At 67.3% G+C, this 24,694-nt stretch carries 20 protein-coding genes and 2 pseudogenes; 4 read left to right on the plus strand and 18 right to left on the minus strand.

All coding sequences use genetic code 11. The annotated features are described in order from the left end of the window. Window positions 1-121 precede the first annotated feature (121 nt). The 4 genes from FHW79_RS13770 to FHW79_RS13785 all read left to right on the plus strand — a co-directional run bounded on the left by FHW79_RS13770 (window position 122) and on the right by FHW79_RS13785 (window position 4,763). The gene (locus tag FHW79_RS13770; protein WP_014199532.1) at window positions 122-574 is read left to right on the plus strand and encodes a cytochrome c; all 453 of its coding nucleotides are present in this window, start codon (window positions 122-124) and stop codon (window positions 572-574) included. Window positions 575-590: 16 nt separating this feature from the next. Then, window positions 591-1,943, plus strand: a complete 1,353-nt coding sequence (locus FHW79_RS13775) for a cbb3-type cytochrome c oxidase subunit I (protein ID WP_183179446.1) — start codon at window positions 591-593, stop codon at window positions 1,941-1,943. 87 nt (window positions 1,944-2,030) lie between these two features. After that, entirely contained in the window at window positions 2,031-2,843 is an 813-nt protein-coding gene (locus FHW79_RS13780; RefSeq protein WP_183179447.1) for a CbbQ/NirQ/NorQ/GpvN family protein, read from the plus strand. A 12-nt stretch (window positions 2,844-2,855) separates the two neighbouring features. After that, window positions 2,856-4,763 carry a VWA domain-containing protein gene (locus FHW79_RS13785; RefSeq protein ID WP_183179448.1) on the plus strand — a complete coding sequence of 636 codons (1,908 nt, stop codon included), beginning with the start codon at window positions 2,856-2,858 and terminating at the stop codon, window positions 4,761-4,763. Window positions 4,764-4,963: 200 nt separating this feature from the next. On the opposite strand, the gene FHW79_RS13790 is transcribed toward FHW79_RS13785, so the two are convergent. The 18 genes and pseudogenes from FHW79_RS13790 to FHW79_RS13870 form a co-directional block, all read right to left on the minus strand. Further along, on the minus strand, window positions 4,964-5,653 hold the full coding sequence (locus tag FHW79_RS13790) for a DUF6064 family protein (protein WP_183179449.1): 690 nt from the start codon (window positions 5,651-5,653) through the stop codon (window positions 4,964-4,966). Beyond that, window positions 5,653-6,567: an aldo/keto reductase gene (locus FHW79_RS13795; RefSeq protein WP_183179450.1), complete on the minus strand. Its 915-nt coding sequence runs from the start codon at window positions 6,565-6,567 to the stop codon at window positions 5,653-5,655. The genes FHW79_RS13790 and FHW79_RS13795 overlap by 1 nt, the downstream gene beginning before the upstream one ends. Window positions 6,568-6,934: 367 nt before the next feature. After that, on the minus strand, window positions 6,935-7,891 hold the full coding sequence (locus FHW79_RS13800) for a heme-binding protein (protein ID WP_183179451.1): 957 nt from the start codon (window positions 7,889-7,891) through the stop codon (window positions 6,935-6,937). 52 nt (window positions 7,892-7,943) lie between these two features. Next, window positions 7,944-8,954, minus strand: a complete 1,011-nt coding sequence (locus tag FHW79_RS13805) for a sugar phosphate isomerase/epimerase family protein (protein ID WP_183179452.1) — start codon at window positions 8,952-8,954, stop codon at window positions 7,944-7,946. A gap of 2 nt (window positions 8,955-8,956) precedes the next feature. Then, window positions 8,957-9,895 (minus strand): myo-inosose-2 dehydratase, encoded by a 939-nt coding sequence (gene iolE / locus FHW79_RS13810; RefSeq protein ID WP_183179453.1) that lies wholly within the window; start codon window positions 9,893-9,895, stop codon window positions 8,957-8,959. 79 nt (window positions 9,896-9,974) lie between these two features. Then, window positions 9,975-10,541, minus strand: a complete 567-nt coding sequence (locus FHW79_RS13815) for a hypothetical protein (protein ID WP_211108268.1) — start codon at window positions 10,539-10,541, stop codon at window positions 9,975-9,977. Then, complete coding sequence (locus tag FHW79_RS13820; protein WP_183179454.1) at window positions 10,538-11,641, minus strand: ferritin-like protein; 1,104 nt, start codon at window positions 11,639-11,641, stop codon at window positions 10,538-10,540. Before FHW79_RS13820 ends, FHW79_RS13815 begins: the two co-directional genes overlap by 4 nt. A gap of 48 nt (window positions 11,642-11,689) precedes the next feature. Then, window positions 11,690-13,543, minus strand: a complete 1,854-nt coding sequence (locus tag FHW79_RS13825) for a GMC family oxidoreductase (RefSeq protein ID WP_183179455.1) — start codon at window positions 13,541-13,543, stop codon at window positions 11,690-11,692. A 48-nt stretch (window positions 13,544-13,591) separates the two neighbouring features. Further along, window positions 13,592-15,385: a GMC family oxidoreductase gene (locus FHW79_RS13830; protein ID WP_183179456.1), complete on the minus strand. Its 1,794-nt coding sequence runs from the start codon at window positions 15,383-15,385 to the stop codon at window positions 13,592-13,594. Beyond that, entirely contained in the window at window positions 15,382-15,876 is a 495-nt protein-coding gene (locus FHW79_RS13835) for a hypothetical protein (RefSeq protein ID WP_183179457.1), read from the minus strand. Before FHW79_RS13835 ends, FHW79_RS13830 begins: the two co-directional genes overlap by 4 nt. Beyond that, window positions 15,876-17,846: a glycoside hydrolase family 15 protein gene (locus tag FHW79_RS13840; RefSeq protein WP_183179458.1), complete on the minus strand. Its 1,971-nt coding sequence runs from the start codon at window positions 17,844-17,846 to the stop codon at window positions 15,876-15,878. Before FHW79_RS13840 ends, FHW79_RS13835 begins: the two co-directional genes overlap by 1 nt. A gap of 860 nt (window positions 17,847-18,706) precedes the next feature. Beyond that, window positions 18,707-18,880 carry a hypothetical protein gene (locus FHW79_RS32665; RefSeq protein WP_247884373.1) on the minus strand — a complete coding sequence of 58 codons (174 nt, stop codon included), beginning with the start codon at window positions 18,878-18,880 and terminating at the stop codon, window positions 18,707-18,709. Window positions 18,881-18,943: 63 nt separating this feature from the next. Then, window positions 18,944-19,144: pseudogene (locus FHW79_RS32670) on the minus strand (hypothetical protein); the annotation flags it as partial. Beyond that, a pseudogene (locus FHW79_RS13850) lies at window positions 19,101-19,286 on the minus strand (DUF4347 domain-containing protein); the annotation flags it as partial. The pseudogenes FHW79_RS32670 and FHW79_RS13850, both read right to left, overlap by 44 nt. Before the next feature lie 105 nt (window positions 19,287-19,391). Then, entirely contained in the window at window positions 19,392-20,441 is a 1,050-nt protein-coding gene (locus FHW79_RS13855; protein WP_183179460.1) for a formylglycine-generating enzyme family protein, read from the minus strand. An 81-nt stretch (window positions 20,442-20,522) separates the two neighbouring features. Beyond that, the gene (locus FHW79_RS13860) at window positions 20,523-22,232 is read right to left on the minus strand and encodes an arylsulfatase (RefSeq protein ID WP_348984147.1); all 1,710 of its coding nucleotides are present in this window, start codon (window positions 22,230-22,232) and stop codon (window positions 20,523-20,525) included. Between the two features lie 118 nt (window positions 22,233-22,350). Beyond that, window positions 22,351-23,250 (minus strand): CoA ester lyase, encoded by a 900-nt coding sequence (locus tag FHW79_RS13865; protein WP_183179462.1) that lies wholly within the window; start codon window positions 23,248-23,250, stop codon window positions 22,351-22,353. A 126-nt stretch (window positions 23,251-23,376) separates the two neighbouring features. Then, on the minus strand, window positions 23,377-24,624 hold the full coding sequence (locus FHW79_RS13870) for an amidohydrolase family protein (RefSeq protein ID WP_348984148.1): 1,248 nt from the start codon (window positions 24,622-24,624) through the stop codon (window positions 23,377-23,379). Window positions 24,625-24,694: the final 70 nt, after the last annotated feature.

Here is a 24,694-nt window from a genome sequence, read left to right on the forward strand (position 1 = left end):
CACTTGACCGCCGTCAAGGATAGTCGCACCAAATCAGTCAACTTTCTCCGGCATGGCGCACAACCAACGCTGCTCACGGCCCCTCCGTTCTACGAAGGCCTGACCCAGGAGAAACGAACGCATGACGGAACGCTTCACCAAAGCGGCCGCCCGGAACATCTTTTACGGCGGATCGCTCTTCTTCTTCGCCGCCTTCGTCTCGTTGACGGCGGCAAGCCACATCTACGTCGTCAACACCGGCACCGACAGCAAGGGGCTGACCGACAGCGTCGCCCGCGGCAAGCATGTGTGGGAGAAGAACTCCTGCATCAACTGCCACACGCTGCTGGGCGAGGGCGCCTATTTCGCGCCGGAATTGGGCAACGTCTGGATCCGCTACGGCGGTGACAAGGACCCGGAGGGCGCGCGCGCCGCCCTGGCCGGCTGGATGGCAGCCCAGCCCAGCGGCATCGAAGGCCGCCGCCAGATGCCGCAGTTCCACCTGACGGAGCAGGAGGTCAACGACCTCGCCGCCTTCCTGGAGTGGACCAGCCGCATCAACACCCAGAACTGGCCGCCCAAGATTTCCGGCTGACGAAGGACGAAAGGCCATGAAATACCAATCGCAAAAGGTCGCGCTGCCCTACTTCTACGGCGCGCTGGCCCTGTTCGGCGTGCAGCTCCTGGTCGGCCTGCTGGCCGGCACGGTCTATGTGCTGCCCAACGTCCTGTCGGAACTGCTTCCCTTCAACATCCTGCGGATGATCCACACGAATGCGCTGATCGTCTGGCTGCTGATGGGCTTCTTCGGTGCTGCCTACTATCTGATCCCCGAGGAGGCGGAGCGCGAGCTGCACAGCCCGAAGCTGGCCTACATCCAATTCGGCCTGTTCATGTTCGGCGCGTTGGCCGCCGTGGTCGGCTACGTCTTCCGCATCCACGAGGGCCGGGAGTTCCTGGAACAGCCGACGTGGATCAAGGTCGCCATCGTCGTCGTCGCGCTGATGTTCCTCTACAACATCTCCATGACGGTGCTGAAGGGCCGGCGCACGGTCATCACCAACATCCTGGTGATGGGGCTGTGGGGCATCGCGCTGTTCTTCCTGTTCTCCTTCTACAACCCAACCAACCTCGCGCTGGACAAGATGTACTGGTGGTACGTTGTCCACCTGTGGGTCGAGGGCGTGTGGGAGCTGGTGATGGCCTCGATCCTCGCCTTCCTGATGATCAAGATGACCGGCGTCGACCGCGAGATCGTCGAGAAGTGGCTCTACGCCATCGTCGGTCTCGCCCTCTTCTCCGGCCTGCTGGGCACCGGGCACCATTACTACTGGATCGGCACGCCGGGCTACTGGCAGTGGATCGGCTCGCTGTTCTCGACGCTGGAGGTCGCCCCCTTCTTCTTCATGGTCGTCTTCGCGGTGAAGATGGTGCTGAAGGGCGGGCGCGATCACCCGAACAAGGCCGCCCTGCTCTGGTCGGTCGGCTGCGCGGTGACGGCCTTCTTCGGGGCCGGCGTCTGGGGCTTCCTGCACACGCTGTCCTGGGTCAACTACTACACCCACGGGACGCAGGTGACGGCGGCGCACGGGCATCTTGCCTTCTTCGGCGCCTATGTGATGATCAACCTCGCCATCTTCAGCTACGCCATGCCGCATCTGCGCGGCGTCGCGCCCTACCACCAGACCCTCAACAAGGCCAGCTTCTGGTTGATGACCGGCGGCATGACGGTGATGACCTTCGCCCTGACCTTCGCCGGGGTCGTGCAGGTCCACCTGCAGCGCGTGATGGGCATGGACTACATGACCGTCCAGGCGGAGATCGCCCCCTTCTACTGGGTGCGTCTGGCCGCCGGTGCCGCGGTGTTCATCGGCGCCGTCCTCTATCTCTACGCTCTGCTCGGGCCGGTGCCCGCGTCCCGCAAGACCACCGGGATCGGCGCCGCCGTGCAGCCCGCCGAGTGATCAGGACCTTCCCCTCCTCCGCGCGCCGGGGGAGGGGACCTCTCCTTTCCGCCTTCCGCTTTCGCCTTCGTTTTCGAGGAGACACCCATGACCCGCAGCGCCCTGAAGGCCGTCGCGGACGACCTCGACATCCCCTACTACAAGGCCGTCGCCGACGAGTGCGAGCTGTTCGAGCACGCTTTCCGCCACCGCCTGCCGCTGCTGCTGAAGGGGCCGACGGGCTGCGGCAAGACGCGCTTCGTCTCGCACATGGCGGCCCGGCTGGGTCGTCCCCTCTACACCGTGTCCTGCCACGACGACCTGACCGCCGCCGACCTGACCGGGCGTTACTTGCTCAAGGGCGGCGACACGGTGTGGGCGGACGGCCCGCTGACCCGCGCCGTGCGCGAGGGGGCCGTCTGCTACCTCGACGAGGTGGTGGAGGCGCGCAAGGACGTGACCGTCGTGCTCCACCCGCTGACCGACGACCGCCGCCTGCTGCCGCTGGATCGCACGGGGGAACTGCTGGAGGCGCCGGACGACTTCATGCTGGTCGTCTCCTACAACCCCGGCTACCAGAACGTTCTGAAGACCCTGAAGCCCAGCACGCGCCAGCGTTTCCTCGCCATCGAATTCGACTTTCCGGCGCCGGAGGACGAGGCCGTCATCGTCGCCCGCGAGAGCGGCCTGCCGGAGGGGCGCGTCGCCCCGCTGGTCCGACTGGCCGGCGCGCTGCGCGCCCTGAAGGGCCAGGATCTTGAGGAGGGCGTCTCCACCCGTCTGCTCGTCTATTGCGCCACGCTGATCCGCTCCGGCGTGAAGCCCGAGCGGGCCATCCGCACCGCGCTGATCGAACCGCTGACCGATGATGCCGACGTGCGGCAGGCGCTGCTGCGCGTCGCCGACATCGCCCTGGGATAAGGGAAACGGACCATGCTGTCGCTGCTTGAACCCGAGGAGTTCATCGGCCGCCACTGGCACCGCTTGGTCGGTGGGCGGTCGAGCCTGCCGCACCATCCGGACGCCGCGGTGACGCTGGAGGCGATCCGGCCCCGGCTGGCGGTCTTCTTCCGCGGGCTGGGCGGCGACCGGGGTGTGAGGTTGGCCGCGGCGGCGCGGGCTTCCTCCGGTCACCGCCTGTCGGTGCTGGAGCGCATCGGCCTCGGCACGGAGCGGCTCGAGCGGCCGGTGCTGGACGGTGACGTGCTGCAGCTTCCCGCCTTGCTCGACGTGTTTCCAGATACGGCGCTGAACGAGCGGCTCTACGAATGGCTGGCTGCCTACTTCGCGCATGCGCAGGTTGATGGCGCTCCCCCTACCGACCCGCTGCGGGCCGATGTGCGGGCGCTGCGGCAGGCCCACGCGACCACCGCGCGGGTTCTCGCGCGCTGGCCGGGTTTGACCCGCCTGCACGGGGATCTGTGCACGGGGCTGATCGCCGTCCGGCCCAGGCGCTCCCTGCCGAAGGATGAGGCGATGGTGGAGGCGGCGGTGCTGTCTCTGTTGGGCGACGGCAACGGCGGCGCGGTGCTGGACGGGGCGGTTCCGCTGGACCGCTTCAACGCCCCGGCCGGTTACAAGCCATTCCTGCCGGTGCCGCTGTGGGGCGAGGTTTCGGCGCCCGCGCCGTCCGGTGCCGCGGCGGATTCCGATGCTGAGGAGGATGGAGGCGCGGCCCCCTCTTCCGAAAGCGATGGCCAGCGCCGGAAGGCGACACGGCGCGACAGCGATCAGGTGCAGCGCGAGGACCCGCTGATCCTGAACCGCTTCGAGAAGATCTTCGGTTTGGCGGAGATGATGAACATCCCCCGCCCGGTCGATGACGACGACGAGGATGCCGCACGCCAGGCCGCTGACGACATGGAGGAAATCGCGCTCGCCCAGCACCAGCGCAAGCCCTCGACCCGGCTGAAGCTCGACCTCGAACTGGCTCCCGCCGCCGTGGACGCGGCGCCGCTGACGGCGGTGCTGACCTATCCGGAATGGGACCATCGCCGGCGCGCCTATCACCCAGCCCATTGCCGTGTCGTCGCCGAACCCGCGCCGGAGGATGGGGAGGACTGGGCGCCCGACGAGGCCGCCCTGCGCCGCATCCGGCAGGTCCGCCGTCAGTTCGAGGCGCTGCGCCCGAAGCGTATGGTCTTCACCGGCCAGCCGGACGGCGACGATCTCGACCTCACGGCGTTGGTGCGCCGTTGCGCCGACCAGCGCGCGGGCGGGGCGGGCAGCGACCGCGTCTATCAGGCGGCGCGCAACGCGGCGCGCGATCTGGCGGTGGCGGTGCTGGTCGACACCTCGCTGTCCACCGACGGCTGGGTGGACGGGCACCGCGTGCTGGATGTCGAGAAGGAGGCCCTGCTGGCATTGTCGAACGGGCTGAACGCCTGCGGCGACCCGCACGCCATCTTCGCCTTCACCTCGAAGAAGCGCGACTGGGTTCGGGTGCAGACGGTCAAGGCGTTCGACGAGCCTTTGAGCGCCCGGGTGCAGCGCCGCGTCCAGGCGCTGAAGCCCGGCCACTACACCCGCATGGGGGCGGCGCTGCGTCACACCGCCGCGCGCCTGGCGGAACGGCCCAACCGCCACCGCCTGCTGATCCTGCTGTCGGACGGCAAGCCCAACGACGTGGACCACTACGAGGGACGCTACGGCATCGAGGACACGCGCGTGGCGATCCAGGAGGCCCGCCGCCAGGGCATCGCCCTGTTCGGCATTACCGTGGACGCCGAGGCGCGAGACTATTTTCCTTATCTGTTCGGCCGCGGCGGCTATGCGATCTTCCCGCAGGTCACGCATCTGACGAAAGCGCTGCCGGCGTTGTACCGGCAGGTGGTGGGGTAGGCGGCAGTCGAGCCGCCGATGTTCCGGTCACAATGATGTGTGGAGCGGTGCGCAACCTTTGATGCCGAAGGCATTTGATGGCGTCCACCAAATGCCTTCGGTTCAAACCCGGCAGCACATGGCGCAGCCATGTGCGAAAGGGCCATGCGGCCGGCCGATCATGGAGTTGTTCATGGGCCGGCTGTATGGGCAGGTCGGCGTCACGACCGCCGGGAATGCCCGGTCGGCGCCGGCTGGGCGGTGCGACGCCGTACGACCGGGACGAGGGCAACCAGCGCCGCCGCCATGAACACCCATTGCTCCAGTGCGTCCATGCTGTGCAAGGTCACCCAACTGGCGAGGCACCACGCCATCGGTACGGCGAGCAGCAACCACCACCATCGCCCGTCCGCCATCATGACCAAGCCAATGGTGGCGATTGCGGTCGGGTCCGGTGTGATGCCGAAGACTTCGGCTCCACGCAGGGACCGTCCGGCGAGGAGCGCTGCGAGCGGGTGCAGGGCAAGCGCATAGAGGAACAGCGCAAGCCCCGCTGCCGCCCGCCCTGTCCATGAGAGCGACCAGCGAAGCCGGCTCCCGATCAGGGCCAGCAGAGCGGCCTGAAGCGCGAAAAGCGGCGCCACGTAGGATGCCGCCCAGTTGATGGTGGCGTAGCGTTCCCATAGGAAGCTCCAGGCCAACCACGCCCACAAGACGGCCAGGGTTCCTGCGATCGCCCGATGAGACCAGGGGCGAGGCCGGATGAGACCCAGCAGAATGATGGCGCCGAGCAGCAGCAACGGAACATGCGCCGGCCAGAGCGCCTCGTTGTGCCGTTCGATCAGCCGCCAGTAGGTGCGGGGGCTGAAGAGCAGGAAGTCTTCGGTCGAATAGGTCCACCATTCCGTCATCAAAGGTGCCCGACGTAATCGGCCATACGGCGTCGCATTGCGGTATCGGGCATCGGCCCTGCCATCGCGGCCATGTTCTCGCGTACATGCGCGACTTGGCTGGTCGCCGGGATGGCCACGGTGACGGCGGGATGGGAGATGATGAATTTCAGGACGAACTGCGCCCAACTGGACGCGCCGATGTCGGCGGTCCAGGAGGGCAGGGGGCGGCCCGACAACCGGCGGAGAAGCACGCCCTGCTGGAACGGGCGGTTGACGATCACGCCCATCCCGCGGTCCGCCGCCAGCGGCAGGATGCGCTCCTCCACCTCGCGGTCGACGATGTTGTAGGTAAGTTGCACGAAATCGAGAGGCTGTCGGCGCATGATGTCTTCGAACAGGTCGTGGCGTCGCCCTTCCGACGTCGTGATGCCAACGTAGCGGAGTTGACCGGCCGCCTTCATGGCGAACAGCGTCTCAAGATGTTCTTCCCAGGACAGCAGATTGTGCACCTGGAGCAGGTCGAAGCGGGGCACGTTCCACAGGCGGCGCGACTCTTCGATCTGCGACGGTCCGCGTGCTCCCGAAGAAATCCAGACCTTGTCCGCCGCGAACGGGGCGGCGGAGCGCCCCAACTTCCGGAGACCGTCTCCGACCACCGCCTGGGAGGAGCCGTACATGGGTGAGGAGTCGATCATCCGGCCCCCCATCTCGAAGAAGGCTTGCATGACCGCCGCGCATTCCGCGCGCAGTTCGGCGTCGTCGCCGACGTTGAACGTGATCCAAGTGCCCAGCCCCACGGGAGGAATGGCTTCCCCCGAGGATGGAATGCGTCGAACCGGTGCGTCTCCGACCTGTGCCCGGACGCGCAACGGCATCATCAACGCGGCTCCGGCCAGGGCACCGTGCAGAACGGCGCGTCGTGTCGCTCTCATGCTCCTTTCCTTTCGTCCCCGTGTCGCGGCACTCCTCGACGGATTCGACTCATGCCCGCGGCGAACAGCGCGGGCATGATCGAGGAGCCTCCTGAGCAGGTCAGGCGCGCAAGGCCATGCTTTCGGTGAAATCGGTCCTTCCTGTCCCGATAGCAACCTGACAACACGTGAGACGTGCCGACTCCTTTTCTGCTTTTTCGCATTCCGCCCATCGTCATGACGGTGGAGCGTCGGGGCCATGGTGTGTTGGACCACGGCCCCGACGCTCCTGGCTGACCTCCGGCCGGCCTGTCGGCGTCTTCCGGAGGCCGTTCAGGGCCATGCCTGGCCCCGGATCGGAGGATGTCCGACCGCACCTCCACCCGGATCAGAACGCCTTGATCAGCGTCCCGACCGTCACATGCGGAAAGCTCTTCCCCCTGAAGTTCAGCAACGCGGTCTGCGAGTACTGCAATTGCAGGAACTCGGTGCCCGACGCATCGGCGACCAGTTCAATGGCGAACACCGATTCCAGGCTCAGCGTGTCGGCGTTGCTGGTGATGAACGGGATGTTTTCGATGCCGCCGGCCGACGCCGTGGAGGTGATCAGGCGCGTGATCGTCTTGAGCGTCATGCCCTGCTCGTCCACCTGCCGGGTCAGCGTGTCGCGCAGCATCTGGTTCGGATCGTCGATGATGGCCTGCGTGATGGAGGCGGGGAGCGGGCTGCTGCGGAAGGCGCTGGGCGTGCCGAGGTCGTACTCGGGGTAGGGGTTCTTCGTGCCTGGCGCCGGCGGCTGGCCGCCGACGTCGAACGGCACGGTGTTGGCCGGCGGGATGTCCGGCAGCCTGTCGAACTCCGCGTGCTGGACGAATCCGACGGTGGTGAAGGCGTTGCCGTGCGGAATGGTGGCCAGGCGTGCGACGCTGGCGTCCGCCTTCGGTTCGGTGGTCGCCGGGATGTTCAGCCACATGCCCGGTTCGATGTGCAGCGCGCCGCCGGTGACGCCATCGGTCACCCGGTGCAGGTAGGTGACCCCGAAGATGGCGATGTCATCCTGCAGGCTGCCCCGGTTGAAGACCGGCGAGCCGATGGTCGTGAATTCGATGGTTTCCCGCAGCTCGTTCAACTCCAGGAAGAAGCCGTTCGGGCTGTTGCCGGAGAAGTCCGGGCGGGCGATCAGGCTGAAGCCGGTGCCCTCCCAGAAACCGGGCAGATCCTTGAGCGCGCCCAGGCGGTCGGCCGTGGCGAGTTGCGGCGCCACCCCGCGCAACGTCGTGCCGGCGCTCCATTCCGCCGGGTCCTGAGGCTTGTCGAGCAGGATCGACTGGCTGTCGTTGATCATTGGATGTCCTCGCTGGGCACCTCGTGGGCGCCCGTGGTCATGGGGAGGCCGGTCAGTGGGTGTGGCTCAGGCGCCCGATCTCGCGCTCCAGCGTTGCCAGCCCTTCGCGCGCGATGTCGTAGGCGCTCGGCAGGCCCGGCTCCGGCTCGTCCTCACCGGGAATCCAGAACTTCCGCCGCGTCAGGCGCAGAAGGTTGGTGAAGGGCGGAACGGCGTTGAACACCTCGACCAGCAGCGGGCCGTGATAGACCGGCAGGATCGGGCGAAGGAACGTGCCCCAGGGAATCCAGCTGTCGTGCACCGCCCCGCGATCGGGAGCGGAGATGTGCACATAATGCAGCCGCTTCTGCGCCACCGCGGTGCGCAGGTTGTCTTCGAACACCAGCGGGCCGTTGCTGCCCAGCACCACATGGGCGCTGTCGATGGTCAGGCCGGTCTGCGCGGTCTGGACGCCCCGCAGGAAGTCCAGCACGTCCGACACCATGTTGGGGGCCGGCGTTTCCCAATGGTCGACCGGTTCGATCCCCAGCTTGACGCCCTTCCTCTCCGCGTATTCGCCCAGCTCCTGCAGGACGGGGCGGGCCACCTCGTAGCGCGGCTTCAGCCATTCCTGCAGCGCGTCGCTCCAGATCGGGTCGCCGTCGTCCGTGGTCGGGAACACGCCGTAGGGGAAGACGAACGGCCCGGCCATGACGGACGCGCCGCCCAGGACCGCGGTGATGTCCACGCGCGACTTCAGGTAGGCGAGCGCCTGCTCGCGCTGCTGCCGGTAAGGCGACGTGGGGTCGAAGGTGCGCGTGGTGCCGACGTTGGTGGTGAAGCGGACGCCCTCCAGGCCGGCCCGGTCGAAGGCCCGCCGCATGCGCGTGTAGCTTTCCACCTCCGCCGCGTGGTCGGTGGTCTGCACCGGGTGGATCGGCAGGTCGAAGCCGTCGTAGCCCAACTCGGTCATTGCCTTGATGTGGCGGATGATGACCTCGGTGTAGGCCTCGTTGCCCGGCTGCAGGTTCGCCGTGAACATGAAGAAGCTGAGGTTTATGTCCCTCTTGGCGGTCTTGCTCATGGTCACCACCCCAACTGCTCGCGGAGATAGGCGCGCGCCATCTTGGCGTATTGGAGCGGGTTGGCCTTGGCCGGGTCCTGTTCCGCCTCGATGACCAGCCAGCCTTCGAACCCGACCTCGCCCAGGATCGACAGGATCTCCGGAAAGTGTTTGTAGGAGCCGTCGCCCGGCACGGTGAAGATGCCGGCCTCGATTCCCTGCTGGAAGGACATGCCCTTGGCATGCATCTCCCTCAGCACGCTCTCGCGGAAGTCCTTCAGGTGGATGTGCTTGATGCGGGTCGCGTATTTGCGCGTGATCTCCAGCGGGTCGGCGCCGCCGCAGTAGAGATGGGCGGTGTCCAGCAGCATGAAGACCAAGTCCGGATCGGTCACCGCCATCAGCCGCTCGACCGCCGCCTGCTTCATCACGCCGGTGCCCATGTGCGGGTGATAGCACAGGCGACGGCCTTCCTCGCGGGCGATCCGGCCGATCTCGTTGAGGCCGGCGGCCAGTTCGTCCCATTGGCGGTCGTTGAAGGTCGGGGCGTTGGGGTACAGCGCCACCGGCAGCGGGTTGACGGCGCCGCCGAACTCCGCCACCACCAGATCGGCGCGGCGCGGGTCGTTCTCATGGCCTTCCACCTGGTTGATGAAGGCCAGCTGCTGGCGGACCTTCTGGATGGTCTGCGCCTTCATCGATTCGATGGTGAAGTAGGTGCTGACCCACGGCTCCGACACGCGCAGGCCGCGCAGGTCCAGCGCCGCCTTCAGCGTCTGTGGATTGGTCGGGTATTTGTGGCCGATGCTGCACCCCACATAACCGGCCAGCGCCATCTCGCTGACGCATTGCTCGAAGGGGATGCCGATGTCGATGTTCAGGAAGTCGTCGTTCCACCAGAGCGTCGGCGTGATGCCGAGCCAAACCTTGTTCCGTGACAGCTTGGGGGTCGTGAAGCTCATCGTGACGGTCCTTCAGCAAAGATTCGGGGAATGCCCGGCGCGGGACCGGGCATCACGATCATGGGAGCGGGGCGGCGCCTCAGGCCGGAACGCGCTCCGCATCCACCGTTCCGTCCACCGGCTCGGCGGACGGCGGAGATACGGGGTCGTCCGCGAAACGAGGGATGCGCGGCGGCGCGGCCCAGGAGCCGTAGCCCGGAGCCTTGGCGCCCGCCGGGTGAGCGCCGATGGCCGTCCACAGCAGCCCTTCGACGTAGGAGGAGGGCGACACCACGAAGGTGACGTCCTGCGGCGCCGGCCCGTAAGTTTCGGTCCAGGCACCCGGCAGCTCGTACCAAACGCCGGAGTACCAGAGCTTGACGATGTTGCGGGCCACCGGCCCCAGCTTTCCGTCGCCGAAGATCGTCCGGCGCAGGTGGGCGCCGCGCGCCGCGCGCCCCTCGTTGCCGGTCGCGCGCGGCGCCTTGGCGTGGAGGACCAGCAACTCGTCCACCAGCGCAGCTCCGACCACGTCGTCGACCGTCTGAAGATAGGCCTCGGCCTGGCCGGTCCCCTGCAGTTCCACCACGCCGAAGGCGGTCACCTCCGCGGAAAAGGCGAGGAATTGGTCGAGACGGCTTGCGTCTCCCGTCTTGGCCGCGCTCATGCCACCACCTCCTGCCGGGCGGCGGCGAGCGATTCGGCCGCGGTCACGGCGTCGATCTCGAAGGTCGGCGCGGCGTTGCGGCCGGCGCTGCCGGGCAGCGGATTGCGCACCAGCTCCGTGATCAGGTTGCGGAAATCGAACATCAGCGGCACGGCCGTCAGCAGAAGCTCGGGCTTGCCGTTGAAGGCCCGCGTGATGGCCTTCAGGAACTTCGCGTAGGCTTGGTTGAACGATTGCGCCGCGTCGTACAGCTCGGTCCCGGCGGGGAAGTCGGCCAGCTTGACGTTCGCCTCGATGGGGTAGGACGCCTCCCAGTCGACCGAGAGGGCCGGCCCCGTGGGGTGGTGCGGCTCGTCGCCCTTCTGGTAGTAGCGCCCGTGGGTCAACTGGTCGAAACGGTAAAAGTGCGACAGCTCGCCGTCGTTGTCGTAGATGCTGGTCGGGGTGCCCTCGCCCTGCGTCATGACCAGCGTGATGGCGCGCTTCGCGCTCTCCAGGTCGGTCACGGCGAACAGCGCGCCGCCGCCGGAGTAGTAGTATTCCGACGTGACCTGCCGCTTGGGGTCGCCGATGAAGATGGTCTTGCCCAGCCCTTGCGCCTCGGCTTCCAGGAGTTCGAAACCGTCCTCGATGGCTTTGTAGAAGTCGCCGATGCTGTAGAAGTGCATCTCGTCGCTTTTCGGGTGCCGGCCGAGGACCGAGGTGCCGGGCGCGTAGGACCGGCGGACCAGCCGGCCGTCGCCCTTGCTGGGCCGTTCGATCTTCTTGAAGGTCTCCACGGCTTCCTTGCCGAAGCGCGTGATGCCGACCTTGAAGTCCGTCTCACCGTCCGGCAGGTAGGTCGGGTAGGACGGAACGAAGCCCGGGTGCGCCAAGTCCGGCGTTCCCCCGATGGCGTTCAGCAGGTTCGCCGCGATGGACAGGTGCAGCATTTCTTCCACCGCCACGACCCGCAGGATGTGGACGGCGTCGGTGTTGGTTCCCGGCTTGATCGAATACAGCGCCGTGAGATAGGCCGGGAGCGTCGCATGCTCCAACTGCATCGCCAGATACAGGTAGTCCTTCAGTTCAGAGAGTGTCGTGATCTTGCTGGAAGGCACGGTTTCCTCCGATCGTCTTGCGCTGCCTCTGAGGAGGCGCGCCTTGCGTCAGTGCAGTTGCTTGAGCATCGCGCGCGCACTCCGGTAGCAGAGCGCGGCGAGGGTGAGGGTCACGTTGGCGGTGCCGATCGTCGGCATGCTGCCGGCGCCGACCAGATACAGGTTCGCGTGGTCCCAGGAGCGCTGGTCGGTGTCGACGACCGAGTTGCTCTTGTCGGTGCCCATGATGTGCGTGCCGGCGATGTGGTTGCCGCCGCGGATCGCGTAGCCCTGGCCCTCATACGTCACGTAGCCGTAGTCGCCGGGGTCGTAGCGGGTGTGGTCGGCCACGCCCAGGCGGGCGAACACGGTCTTCGAGAATTCCCGCGCGTAGGCGGCGCCGCGCATCGAGTATTCCGGCACCGTGAAGGACACCACCGGCCGCATGTTGCCGAGCTGGTCGGTGTATTGCGGATCGACGGTGACGCGGTTGCTCTCTGTCGGCGGCACCTCGATCATGAAGGCGAGCAGAAGCTGGCGCGAAATGCGGTCGATCAGTCCGCGGCGCAGCTCGGCCCCGAAGCGGTTCTGCTGGTCCACCAGTTCGGTCAGGTCGCTGAACGGCGCGCCGGTCGCCCAGCCCCAGCCGTCGTTGTGGATGTCCACGCTGAAGGCAGCCTGGTGGCGGCGGAAACCGCCGGCCCGCAGATCGATGATGCCGCCGGTGCAGCTCGTGCCGCGCATGGTGCCGCACACCTCCGGCATCAGCCCCCAGTTCAGCAGGTAGGCGTGGTCCATCAGGTTGCGGCCCATCAGCCCGGCGCTGTCGCGCAGGCCCGACGCCAGCATCAGCCGCGGCGTCTCGATGGCGTTCGCGGCGATCACGAAGATCGTGCCCTTGACGGTGATCGTCCTGTGCTCCGCCGATTGCGGCTCCCGGTAGACCTTGACCTCCAGCGCGGTGACGTTCCCGTTGCCGGGATCGGTGACGACCTTGGAAACGACCGCCTGCACCAGCAGATCGACGCGCCCGGTGTGAAGCGCCTTGGCCAGCGTCTTGCCGGAGTGATACTTGGCCTGCACCGGACAGAGCGGCACGCAGTTGGTGTTCCCCTGGCAGCGCTCCCCCTCCTCGACCTGGTGCGTGTTGACGGCGCCGACGGGGACGTAGCCCTTGCCGCCGTCGTAGGCTGGGTTGGGGATGCTGTTGCGGCCCTGCGGATAGGGGCGGATCTTGATCGGGTAGGACTTCCCGCACAGCTCGACCCGGGTATCGTCGATGCCCCGGGCGACCTGCTTGTCCAGATAGGACAGCGGAAGCCCCTTCATGGGAAAGACATAGTCCTTCGGGAAGTGCAGGCCCAGATAGGCCTGATCCTCGACGTTGGCGGACACGCCGATCTCGCGCTCCGCCGTGCGGTAGTCGGCCTCCAGCTCGTCGTAGCCGAGCGGCCAGTCCAGCCCCTGCCCGAACAGGCTGCGCATCTTGAAGTCCTCGGGCAGCATGCGGGGAGTCTTGGCCTCCCAGTGCATGGTCGTGCCACCGAAGACGCGGGTGAAGGTCGTGTCGGTGACGTAGGGGCCGGACTGCACCATGTAGGTGGAGCTGTCCGTCTCGCCCGGCTGGAGTTTGCGCAGCAGCGGGCTGCGCGGCATCGCGGCGTTGGGGTTGGCAGGGTATGGGGACTGGTTGTCTTTCGACGACGCGCCGTAGAAGTTGGAAAGGTACTTCTCGTAGCCGGACAGCGTCCGGTCGGTTCCCGTTCCCGCCTCCAGCACCAGCACGCGCTTGCCGGCCCGGCTCAGTTCGTTCGCGATGATGGCGCCGGAGATGCCCGTACCGACGATCACAGCGTCGTACCGGTCATCCGCGGACACCGCATCGATGTCCGTCCGCCGCGCCGAGTCAATTGGAAACAGCACGCGCATCCTCCACTCTGAGCAAGTTGATTTTGTTGAATGATTCTGATTCTATGGGAGCAGACTCTCGACCAGCCGGTCGGCCGTGCGCAGCGCCAGCGCCGCCAGCGTCAGCGTCGGGTTGGACGTGCCCATGGTCGGGAAGCTGCCGGAGCCCACCAGGAAGAGGTTGCGGTGCTCCCACGCGCGCTGGTCGGCGTCGACCACCGATCCGGCGGGATCGGCGCCCATGGCGTGAGTCCCGGCGAAGTGCCCCATGCCGTGGTAGTGGAACTCGCGGCCCCGGTAGAAGACCGACGGGAACCAGCTTCCCTTGGACGGGTCGGTGCAGTCGGTGACCCCGGCGCGGCGGAAGACGGCGCGCGCCACATCCGACGCGGCGGCCATGCCGGCCAGCGTGTAGTCGTCGATCCGGTAGTCGATCACCGGCCGCGGGTTGCCCAACGGATCGAGATAGCCCGGGTCGATGCTGACGCGGTTGTCGGGGTCGGGAAGCTGCTCCACCGCCAGCGACAGGCGGACGTGACGCGGCAGCGTCGCGCCGAGCTGCGCCCGCAGCGCCGGGCCGAACAGGTTGCGCGTCATGACCGCGTCGGACACGGCGGTGTCCGGCGCCCCGGTGCTGGCGCGCCAGCCGTCGTTGCCCACGTCGAAGCGGAAGGCCGCATGGCGGGCACGGAAGGCGCCGCCGCGCAGCTCCTCGATGCCGGAGGTCGACTGCGGCCCGCGGTAGGCGCCGACGTCGAGCGGCGCCAGCCCCCAGGCATACAGCGCCGGGTGGTCCATCAGCGTCCGGCCGACGTGGCCGCGCGGCCCCTCCAGCCCCGAGGCGAGCATCAGCTTGGCGTTCTCCACCGCATGCGCCGCCAGGATGTAGGTGCGGCCGGTGGCGACCCGCGTGGTGTGGGACGCCGCTTCGGGGTCGTCGTAGCGTTTGTATTCGATGCCCTGCACGGCGCCGCTCGCCGGATCGACAAGGATTTTCGACGCCACCGCCTGCACCCGCACCGTCAGGAAGCGGAGGTCGGCCTGCGCCAGCGTCTTGCCGGCGTGATACTTCGCCTGAACCGGGCAGATCGGTGTGCAGGAGGTGTTGCCCTGGCAGCGCTCCCCCTGGAGGGGGGGAATGGACGAGCCATCGCCGGCCCGGATGTCCACCGCGCCGGCCGGCCGGTAGTCGCCGCGCGGGATGGAATTGCGCGCCGCCGGGTAGCTGCGCACCCGGATCGCGAATTCCTCGTCGCCCAGCGTGATCGGCATGCCGTCGACCGCGGCGCCGAGCACACGGTCGGCATAGCTCGGCGGAACGCGCCGCATCGGGTAGTCATAGCCGTCCGGGAAGGTCACGCCCAGATAGCTCTGATCGGCGACGTCGGCGGACACGCCGATCGCCCGCTCCGCCCGCTCGTAGTAGGGGGCGAGTGCCGTGTAGTCCAGCGGCCAGTCGCGCCCCACGCCGTGCAGGGAGCGCATTCGGAAATCCTCCGGCAGCATGCGCAGCGATACGCCGAGCCAATGCAGCGTGGAGCCGCCCCACAGCCGGGTGTAGCTGCTGCCATACGGGTTGGGACCGCGCTGGACGAAGTAGCCGTCGTTGTTGCGCAGCGCCGTGGTGTCCGGCTGTGGCGCGCCCACCGCGGGCGGCCAGGGCGACTCCGGGCTCTTGGCGCTGGCCGCGTAGAACCGCTCCAGATGCCGCGTGTAGTCGTCCAGACCGCGCGACGTCCCGGGGCCGGCTTCCAGGACCAGCACGGTCAGGCCCGCGTCGGTCAGGCGCTTGGCGATCAGCGCGCCGGCAACGCCGGCGCCGACGATGACCGCGTCGAAGGCCGCGTCCTTGTTCATGCCGCACCTCTTTCCGGGCCGATGCCCCCTGCGCCCTTCGGGCCAATGGCCCACGCGCCGTAACCCTGCGGGTTCGCTCCCGCCGCGTGCGCTCCGGCGGCCAGCCATTGCAGACCCGCCTGATAGGCGGCCGCCGAGACCACGCGGCTGGTGTCCAGCGGCGACACACCGAAGGCGGCGCGCCACGCCGGGGGAAGCTGGGTCCAGGTGCCGCAGTACCAGAGCACGATCAGGTTGCGGGCAACCGGCCCCAGGCGGGGATCGCCGAGGATCTCGGCCTCCGCCGCCCGCTCGCGCTCCGGCCCCCGCGGCAACTGCCGGTAGGCGGACATCAGATCGCCGACGACATCCTCCGGCAGCACCGCGTCCAGAACCGCCAGATACTCCGCAGCCAAGCCGGTTCCGAGCAGGTGGACGGCGTCGAACCCGGTCAGCAGGGTCGACAGGCCGACGAAGTCGTCCAGCCGGCCGGACTCCACGGAACCGGACATCAGACGCCCTCCGGCCGGCGGGCCTTCGCAGTCTTGCGGAGGGCGGTCTTCACGGGCTGCTGCGGGGTGCGGGCGCGGACGGCGGACAGGAACGCGGCGTAGCTCCAGGTCAGATTGCGCACGCTCTTCTCGTAGCCGGACCGGCTGTCGAACTGTTCGCTCAGCTCGTAATGGTCGCTGTGGAAGACGACCGCGCGCAGCATGGCGTCTCCGGCGCCGCGCAGGGCCTCGGCCACCTGGGCGGGCGGCTGGGGGTCGGTGATGCCCACCTGTGCGAAGAAGGGTCGCGACAGGTCGTCCAGCGGAACCGCCTGCGTGCTCTCGATCTCGGCGGCGAGCCGGTAATACAGCTCGGCGAGGTTGGCGGTGCACAGCGCCCAGGGATGCCCGCCCTGCACCGGATCGGACACGTCCCCGTCATAGATGTCGCCGGGATAGCGGCCCAGCAGCGGACCGATTCCGCGCGCCCGGTCGTCGGCGTTGATCGGATACTGCCACGCGGAACCATCGTCCGCCCACTGGCCGCGCAGCGCGGCCGCGGTGGCCAGCAACTTCGTGTCGGTGACCGGCACGGCACCGTAGACGCTCGCGCAGACGATGTCGATGTTCGGGTCGTAATTCAGGTTGCCCGCCACCGCCGACACACCGGGAGAGGAATCGGAGGCGAGCAGCGTCACGTAACACTGGCCGTTCCAGTGGTTCTCCAACGCCCGCTCCAGCCAGTTGGCCGCGTCGGCGGTTCCCTGCGGAACCGGGATGCCGAGCGTGTTGGCGGCAACCTCTCGGAAACAGCGGAGCTGGACCGCGCGGGCGAAGAAGGACAGGCCCTGATGCTCCTCCCAGAGGTTCGTCGTCGGGTTCTGATAATTGCCCAGCAGGAACTCCAGATTGCGGGCGATGACCTGCTTGGCGATGACCTGGGACGAACCGCTGAGCTGGGAGTAGGCGTGCAGGAGGGCGATGGTCTGGACCGCCGGCCCGTCGGACTGCTCCGTCCACGGGCGTGACTGGCCGTCGACGGTGAAGCAGGCGTGCGCCAGCGTCGGAGTGGCGTTGTTCTGGCAGGTCTGGGCGAAGAGGACGTAGTCGTTCAGCGCCTCGATGCTGCCGTCGGGCGATTCCGGCAGGTCGCCCTCGACCAGTTCCAGCGCGGTGATGGCGGCATCGCGCACCCAGTTGAAGACGTAGTCCTGATCGACGCCCGGCGTGTTGGCGGGATAGGACGGAGCGGCGACCACGCAGCCCGGCAGCGAGAACTGGCCGGGTCGGGTCGGGTCCTCGATCACGTAGCCGTCGCTGGTCACATTGCGGAGCATCAGCAGGAACATGTAGCGGGCCAGCGACGCCAGGTCGGTCTGCTGGTGCGCCGCCCGCGGCGGATGCTTGTCCAGGACGGCGGTGTGGGCCGCCGCCCGGGCGCGGGCGGGCTGAGTCTGGGATTGGGTCATCGGACGGTCTCCGCTCGATGTCGGGTCGGGTGGCAGGGAGGACGGCGCAGAGCGGGGGGCGGAATCTGCGGCCGCGGGGTGATGGGTGAGGTCGCGGGGCGGTCCGTCCCAAATCCACGCCATCTCGTTCACCACGGTGATGCCGTCGATCTGGCTGGGCGGCGTGCGCAGCACCAGCCGGCCGCCGTCGCAGGTGAAGGGACGCACCTGCACCGTGTCCGACCAGTTGGGAAAGCTGCAGCCGCCGAGCCGGTGGGTGACCTCGCCGCCGTTCACCTCATAACGGCCGACATAGGCCAAGGAGGTGGAATAGGCCGCGGCGCGTTCCTCCGTGCCGCCACCGCGCGGATCGGTGGTGTCCAGTTTGGGCCGGCCGGCGGCCGTCATCTGCACCGCCATGTGGCCGTCCGCCGTGTAGATCAGCAGGCCGGTCGCGTCCTCACCGAAGGGATAGGTGACGGTGCCGTCTCCCGCGATCCGGCGCCAAGCCGACAATCGCCATTGCCCCACAAGAATACTCATGGTCGCAATCCATTCTTGTTTCGGGATGTTTGTTCATCAACGAGATATCAAAAAGAGTCTCTGAACTTGTGGCTCATTTTTCCGGTTCCGATCAAATCAAGGCGCCTTGTTCGCCAATTATATTGCTAATGCGCGCGTCAAACACTTTCCGAAGACCACGTTTTCAGTGATCGTCGGCGCATGATGGTTTTTTCAGTCTCTTTCTAAGATATTGTCGAAAGCAATTTGCGGAAGGGAAGCAAAAAATAAACGCGTGAAATTTTATTAAGTGATGTCATGCTTACGTGTGGATAATATTTTCCAGGTCATACGCAAGTAATCAGGGAAGAAATTCGTTGTGTGTGCTTATGACTTGGATGTCTGATTTGACATGGCCGCGATGGCGGCGACGCAATGATCTCGGATCCGGGGGGACGGACCGGCAAGGCCGGCCGGTGCTGGCATGTTGATGAGACGTGCATCAAAGTCGCCGGCGATGAGGCCCGCAACGTCCTGCGTCCGACCGCCACCCTCACCCGGAAGGTTTCGCCGGCGCATCGCCGGGCCATCCACGCCCGGCGTGTCGCCGCGCTGCCGGACCTGATCTCCGCTGCCTGACACAGCTTATGATAGCGAATGACGCATCGGCCGGCAGCTTGCCGCGAACGCTGACAGAACCCTCCTGGCCGGCCCGATGTGGCCCGACCCGCCGTTCCGTCAGGACGCGCACCGGTTCATCGGAAGCCACCGGGCGGCGGTGGTCCATTCGGAGGCGGACCTGGCGCTCCACCGGGGATTCGGCATCCATCGGTGGAGTGGAAGTTGCGGCTTGGTTCGCGGGCGGGCGACCTCCGGGATGTGGGGGCCGCCCGATTGCCCGATCAGGCGAACCAGCGCGCGACATCCCCGGTCCGGCCCTGGATGGTGACGCTGCTGCCGGGCCGCAGGTCAAGCACCGTGCTGCCGCCGACGACCTGCGCCGAGGCGATCACGTCGGCGAGGCTGATCGGGCTGTCGGTCAGGGCGAGCCGATCGGTGCCCGCGGTGAAGTCCATCACCACCGATCCGCCGCTCCCGTTGCCAAACGCGAAGAGGTCGCTTCCCGCCCCGCCGAAGAGGGTATCGTTTCCAGCCCCGCCGACGATGGGGTTGTTGCCGTCGCTGCCGGTGAGGGTGTCCAGCGCATAGGCGTAGCTTTGAAACGCCAGGGAAGAGGCTTCCGGTTCCGGCTTCCAGGGTCCAGTTCGCCCCGATGGCGAAGCTGCCCGTCCGATCGGTGGGGGCGGCGACGAAGGACGCGCCGTTTCCGCCCGCCACATCGCAGCCGTAGAGCAGAAGGTCGCCCGTTTGCGTCAGCGCGCCGCCGAGCGCGGCCGGTTCGGCGGAGCGGCCCGCCACGGCGGCGGTGTCGAGAAGGAGCGCGCCCAGCCGGACCTGTCCAGCGGCGCCGTGGCTCGGCACATGGATGGCGTCATAGCCCGACCGCCCCCTGGAGCAAACCGGACGTCGAAACAACGCAACCCGGTTGCCACGATGTCTCGACCAACGTCCATCGCGGCGTTGGCCTTACCTCGCTTTCAGCACCGTCCGGAACCCCAGATGGCTTGTTCCGAGGCCGACGTCCTGCGGATGGCGTGACGCCGGGCGGTACCGCTGGCAGAAGTTCTGCGCGCAGAGGAACGAGCCTCCTTTGATCACCCGGCTGGGGACCCCGGGCTGCCGGGGGTCGTAACTGTCCTCCTGCCGGGGACCGGTTGGGTTGACGCCTCCCAGACCGTCATGCCGCGGACGATACCAATCCGACGTCCATTCCCAAACGTTGCCGATCATATCCCGCAGCCCGTAACCGTTTGCTGCGAAGCAGCCCGCGGGGGCGGTCGCCAGATAGCCGTCGCCCCGCGTGTTCTGGATCGGGAAAACCCCCTGCCACGTGTTGGCCATCGCCACGCCCTGCGGCGTGAACTCGCCGCCCCAGGCGTATGGCGCGCCGTCCAGCCCGCCCCGGGCCGCGTGTTCCCACTGCGCCTCGGTGGGAAGCTCCCTGCCGAGCCATCGCGCATACGCGACGGCATCGTTGTACGTGACATGCACCACGGGGTGGTTCTCCCGGCCCCTGATGTCGCTGCCGGCGCCCTCCGGATGGCCCCAGTTCGCTTCGGGAACCAGATGCCACCACGTGTCGCTCCTCCCGGCCTGGGAGGTCGGATCGACGAAGGCCACGGAACCGGAGGGCCGGCGCGCACCGGCGCCGGTTCCGTCGACGACGCGTTCCGCCTCGGTAACATACCCCGTCGCTTCGACAAACCGGCGGAACTGGGCGTTGGTGACTTCGGTGCGGTCCATCCAGAAGCCATCGACGCTCACCCACGTTACCGGTCCCTCTTCGCGGTAGTGCTGGTCGGAACCGATCCGAGTATCGCCCCCCGGAATCCACACCATGCCGGGAGGCGCCTCCTTCGTGTCGGGGGGTGCGGCGGAGCCATCGCACAGCAGGTCCTGCGCAACGCTCGGCATGGCCGGGGCCTGGGCAGGCCAGGCGAACACCGCCAGCCCCGCGGCAACGCCAACCCCAGCCGTCACAAGTGCCGTGATGAAGGCTGCGTTTTTGTTGGCCATGAGTCTGTCTTTCCTTGCGATCAGCCGCGTCCCGGTCATGGTCGGCGGCCGTGCCATGCCCGGCCGCCGTTGTCGCATCCCCTACCACTCAAGCTCCTGGTAGTAGCGCGTGCCATTGCTGTACTGAAGCTGGCCGGCGATCTTCTCATCGAAAATCACACCGTTCTTCTCCCGGTACTCATCCCAGGAGGCCATCATTTCCTTGGCCTTTTCCGGTCGGGCATCGACGAGGTTGCGGGTCTCGGCGGGATCATCGGCAAGATTGAAGAGCTCCCACCCGCCGGTTCCCCACGGCTGGTTCACCCAGACCAGCTTCCAGTCGCCCTTCCTGACGGAGGCCCGTCCGAACAGCTCCATTCCCAACGCGTAATCCTTCGGGTGGACGCGATCGGACCGGCCGTTCAGATAGGACCAGAGGGAGCTTCCCTGCATGGGATGAACGGCGCGTCCCTTGTAGCTGTTTCCAGGATGCTTGACCCCGGCGGCCTCGAGAAAGGTCGGCGCCAGATCCATCACCGAGGCGATCTGACCGTCGATCTTTCCGCGATGCGCCAGCTTGGGATACGAAATGATGGTCGGCGACCGCACGCCGCCCTCGGTCGGGAACGCTTTGAACAGGCGGAAGGGGGCGGCGCTCACATGGCCCCATCCTGGCCCATAGCCGACGTACGAGCCCGGACGCCCGATGTTGTTCAGGCTGTTGTCGAAGGTTTCCTCGACCCACGCGGCGGGGACGAGGTCCAGAATGTCGTTCCCCTCGGCGCCATTGTCGGACAGGAAGACGATGATGGTGTTGTCGAACGCGCCGATCTCCTTCAGGTAGGACACCAGCCGGCCGATGTTCTGGTCCAGGGAATCGACCATGGCCGCGTAAACCGCCATCCGGCGCGCTTCGACGTCCTTCTGCTGCTGGGAAAGCTGCTCCCATTTCGGCCAGAGCGCGGGCGGCTCGGACGGCGTCATGCTTGCCGGGACCAGCCCTGCCGCCTGCATGCGCTTGAAGCGCTCGTTCCGGATGACCTCGTATCCCGCCTTGTACGTGTCCTTGTACTTCTCGATGAGGTGGTCGGGCGCCTGCAGGGGGAAGTGCGGCGCCGTGTACGCCGCATAGGCAAAGAAGGGCTTCCCATCGGCCTTGTTGCTGCCGATGTATTCGATGACCTTGTCCGTGTAGAAATTCGTCGTGTAGTCGATCTTCGGCAGTTCGACCGGCTTGCCGTTCTCGCGGTAGCGTGCCTTGGTCGTGCCCTTGCCGTCAGGCGGCGGCGCGTTGCCGGTCTGGTCGAAGAACCCCGCCCCGCCCTGGAGCATGGCGTAGGACCGATCGAAGCCGCGCGCCGGAGGGCTGAGTTCCTCCGTCATGCCCAGATGCCACTTGCCGGCCATGTAGGTGTGATAGCCCGCATCGCGCAGCAGTTCCGGGAACGGCACGACGTTGGTGCCGAGGGTGCCCTCGTAGCCCGCCTTTCCTTTCTGCTCCGGCGTCGGCAGTTCCGCCATCGTCCCCAGCCCGGCCACATGGTTGTCGGTGCCGGCCATCAGCATGGCCCGTGTCGGCGAACAGGCCGGCGACACATGGAAGTTGGTCAACTGGAGACCGGAGCGCGCCAGGGCGTCGAGATTGGGCGTCTGGATCTCGCCGCCGAACGCACCGATGTCCGAATAGCCCAGATCGTCGGCCAGGATCAGCAGGATGTTGGGGCGGTTGTCGCCCCCCGACGGGCCGGCGCCCGTCCGGACGCCCGCCGCCATGGATGGGCACGCCAGAACGGCGCTGGCGGTCGCCGCCACGATGGCTCCCAACGCCAGCCTCGTCCGGAATGATGCGGATCTGCGCATTGCCTCTTCCCCCCTCGTTCTGATTTCAAAGTCCGCCCTTGCAGGCCGGCCCACGCCAGCCGCAAGGTCGTCAGGCGGCATCACCATGCCGCGTCGATGTGGATGCGCGTTCGGGAGCCTGCGCGCGGGCCAGCGTGCGCCGCATCGCGAGCACGATCGGACGCTCGACCATTTTCCCGTCGACTTGAATGACGCCGTCCGGAGCGTCCTTCCAGGCCGTAACGATCCGCTCGGCGTCGGCGACCTCGTCCGGTGTCGGTGTGTAGGCTTCGTTGATGGTCGGAACCTGGCCCGGATGGATGGCCATCTTCGCGATGAAGCCCAGAGACAGTGCGCGTTGCGCCTCGGCGCGGCAGCCCTCAGCGTCGCGCACATCGACGAAGGGCATGTCGATGGCCGGGATGCCGGCTTGCGCGGCGGCATGGATGACCCGTGATCGACCGTACAAAAGCCCATCCCAGGACGCCGGAACGCCGAGTTCCGCCGCCAGATCCAAGCCTCCGAACATGACGGCGCTCACCCGGCGGGATGCGGCCGTGATGGCGGCGGCCTGATCGACCCCACGCAGCGTCTCGATCTGAGCCACCAGGCGAAGATCGAGCCCGGCCTCGGCCAGCAACTGATCAATCCAACAGACCTCCTCGGGCGAGTCGATCTTGGGAACGACCACGGTGCCACAGGAGGGGCGTGCCTCGATGAGGGCGAGCGCATCGCGCATCCCAGCCACGCTGCGCGGCGTGTTGATGCGTATCACGCGGTCGGGGCCGCCACCGCCACCGTTGCCGCCACGGTTGCCGCCATCCGCCAGGAAGCGCATGGCCGCGGCACGGGCATCCTGCTTGTGAGCCGGCGCCACGGCGTCCTCCAGATCCACGCAGACCGCATCGGCGCCGGCGGCGAGCGCCTTGTCGAAGCGGTCGGGCCGCGATGCCGCGACAAACAGCACGCTGCGCCAGCCGAGATCGTCCATCGCGCGTCCTCCCTCCTTTTCTTGGCCTGTGCGGCGACCCGGCCGCTGCGAGCGCTCATGCTTCCGGGAAAAGGCGGAGTCCTCACCGGGAGTGATGAGCTGGGAACGGCCGGGTCGGGTTTGGTTTCAGACGCGCTCGCGTCGGGCGAGGGCTTCCGGCGCCTTGTGGAAGACGCCGTCCTTCATGATCGCCAGGAGACGTTTCCGGTCCTGCAGAATGGTGACGTCCGCGAGAGGATCGCCGTCGACCAGCAGCAGGTCGGCCAGACAGCCCTCCCGGATCATGCCCAGCTCATTGCCCATGCCCATGATCTGCCCGGCGGACCGGGTCGCGGACACCAGGGCTTCCATCGGCGTGAAGCCGAGCAGATTTACGAAAATTTCGAGGTCGCGTGCGTTCGTGCCGTGCGGCTGCCACGCGAACCCATAATCGCCGCCGGGGAGGACCCGGATGCCGCGCTTGTGCATCTTCCTCATGCTGTCGACGGCGATCTCCAACTCGCGTTCGTACTGCTGCGACAGCGGCGACCCGGGGGCGATGCCATACGCGCCGGCTTCCCGGGCGGTGGTGAGCAGCCACGCCAGGCCGGGCGCCACGAAGTGCCGGTCCTTCACCGCCTCCAGCATGTCGAGGGCCTCCTCGTCCGCGTAGGAGGCGTGGAAGATGCCTTCGATGCCGAACTCGACGCACAGCTTGACCGACTTGGAGGAGCGCGCGTGCGCGCACAGCGTCTTCCCGTGCATCTTGGCTTCGCTCACCGCCACGGCGATCTCTTCGCGCGCCATCGGGGTCACCTCGGCCCCGACCCCGGTGATCTCCTCGCCCGACAGGTTCAGCTTGATGTTGTCGACACCGTATTTGATGAACTTGCGGACGGCGCGGCGGACCTCCTCCGGCCCGGACACGATCATGCCGAAATTCAGGCCCTCATGCTCGATGTGCGGCGGCGACGTGTCGCCAAGGCCGCCGGGCGTGGCGATCTCCTGGCCCGCCGCGCGGTACCGCGGCCCGGGAATCTGGCCCGCGTTGATCGCGTTGCGGAGCACCACGTCCAGGCGGGGCTTGGCGGCGGCGGCGCCGAAGCCCGCCGTGAAGCCGGCGTCCAGCACCAGTTTCGCCATGTCGGCGGCGAAGAGGACATGCTCTTCCGGCGGCATCTGCTGAATGGCCGCGAGCGTGGGCTGGTTGTTCCATGACAGGTGCAGGTGCGAGTCGATGAGGCCCGGCATCAGCGTGGCGCCGCCGCCGTTCACCTGGCGGTGCGCGTCGCGCGAGATCGTCCCTTCCTGCCTGGAAATCTCGGCGATGCGGTTGCCTTGGACCAGCACTTCGCCGGCGAAAGGCTGCTCGCCGGTGCTGTCGAGGACGCGCACGTCGGTGAAGAGAGTCGTTTGCATCGTTTCCTCCTGGTCGATCGGGAATGCCGGTTTGCCGGCTTATTGT

The sequence above is a fragment of the Azospirillum sp. OGB3 genome, from assembly GCF_014192915.1.
Classification (GTDB): domain Bacteria; phylum Pseudomonadota; class Alphaproteobacteria; order Azospirillales; family Azospirillaceae; genus Azospirillum.

What these genes read in the sequence shown, in the direction of transcription:
- FHW79_RS13770 (WP_014199532.1), top strand. Translation starts at nt 122, where the DNA reads ATGACGGAACGCTTCACCAAAGCGGCCGCCCGGAACATCTTTTACGGC.
- FHW79_RS13775 (WP_183179446.1), top strand. Translation starts at nt 591, where the DNA reads ATGAAATACCAATCGCAAAAGGTCGCGCTGCCCTACTTCTACGGCGCG.
- FHW79_RS13780 (WP_183179447.1), top strand. Translation starts at nt 2,031, where the DNA reads ATGACCCGCAGCGCCCTGAAGGCCGTCGCGGACGACCTCGACATCCCC.
- FHW79_RS13785 (WP_183179448.1), top strand. Translation starts at nt 2,856, where the DNA reads ATGCTGTCGCTGCTTGAACCCGAGGAGTTCATCGGCCGCCACTGGCAC.
- FHW79_RS13790 (WP_183179449.1), bottom strand. Translation starts at nt 5,653, where the DNA reads ATGACGGAATGGTGGACCTATTCGACCGAAGACTTCCTGCTCTTCAGC.
- FHW79_RS13795 (WP_183179450.1), bottom strand. Translation starts at nt 6,567, where the DNA reads ATGAGAGCGACACGACGCGCCGTTCTGCACGGTGCCCTGGCCGGAGCC.
- FHW79_RS13800 (WP_183179451.1), bottom strand. Translation starts at nt 7,891, where the DNA reads ATGATCAACGACAGCCAGTCGATCCTGCTCGACAAGCCTCAGGACCCG.
- FHW79_RS13805 (WP_183179452.1), bottom strand. Translation starts at nt 8,954, where the DNA reads ATGAGCAAGACCGCCAAGAGGGACATAAACCTCAGCTTCTTCATGTTC.
- iolE (WP_183179453.1), bottom strand. Translation starts at nt 9,895, where the DNA reads ATGAGCTTCACGACCCCCAAGCTGTCACGGAACAAGGTTTGGCTCGGC.
- FHW79_RS13815 (WP_211108268.1), bottom strand. Translation starts at nt 10,541, where the DNA reads ATGAGCGCGGCCAAGACGGGAGACGCAAGCCGTCTCGACCAATTCCTC.
- FHW79_RS13830 (WP_183179456.1), bottom strand. Translation starts at nt 15,385, where the DNA reads ATGAACAAGGACGCGGCCTTCGACGCGGTCATCGTCGGCGCCGGCGTT.
- FHW79_RS13835 (WP_183179457.1), bottom strand. Translation starts at nt 15,876, where the DNA reads ATGTCCGGTTCCGTGGAGTCCGGCCGGCTGGACGACTTCGTCGGCCTG.
- FHW79_RS13840 (WP_183179458.1), bottom strand. Translation starts at nt 17,846, where the DNA reads ATGAGTATTCTTGTGGGGCAATGGCGATTGTCGGCTTGGCGCCGGATC.
- FHW79_RS32665 (WP_247884373.1), bottom strand. Translation starts at nt 18,880, where the DNA reads ATGGACTTCACCGCGGGCACCGATCGGCTCGCCCTGACCGACAGCCCG.
- FHW79_RS13855 (WP_183179460.1), bottom strand. Translation starts at nt 20,441, where the DNA reads ATGGCCAACAAAAACGCAGCCTTCATCACGGCACTTGTGACGGCTGGG.
- FHW79_RS13865 (WP_183179462.1), bottom strand. Translation starts at nt 23,250, where the DNA reads ATGGACGATCTCGGCTGGCGCAGCGTGCTGTTTGTCGCGGCATCGCGG.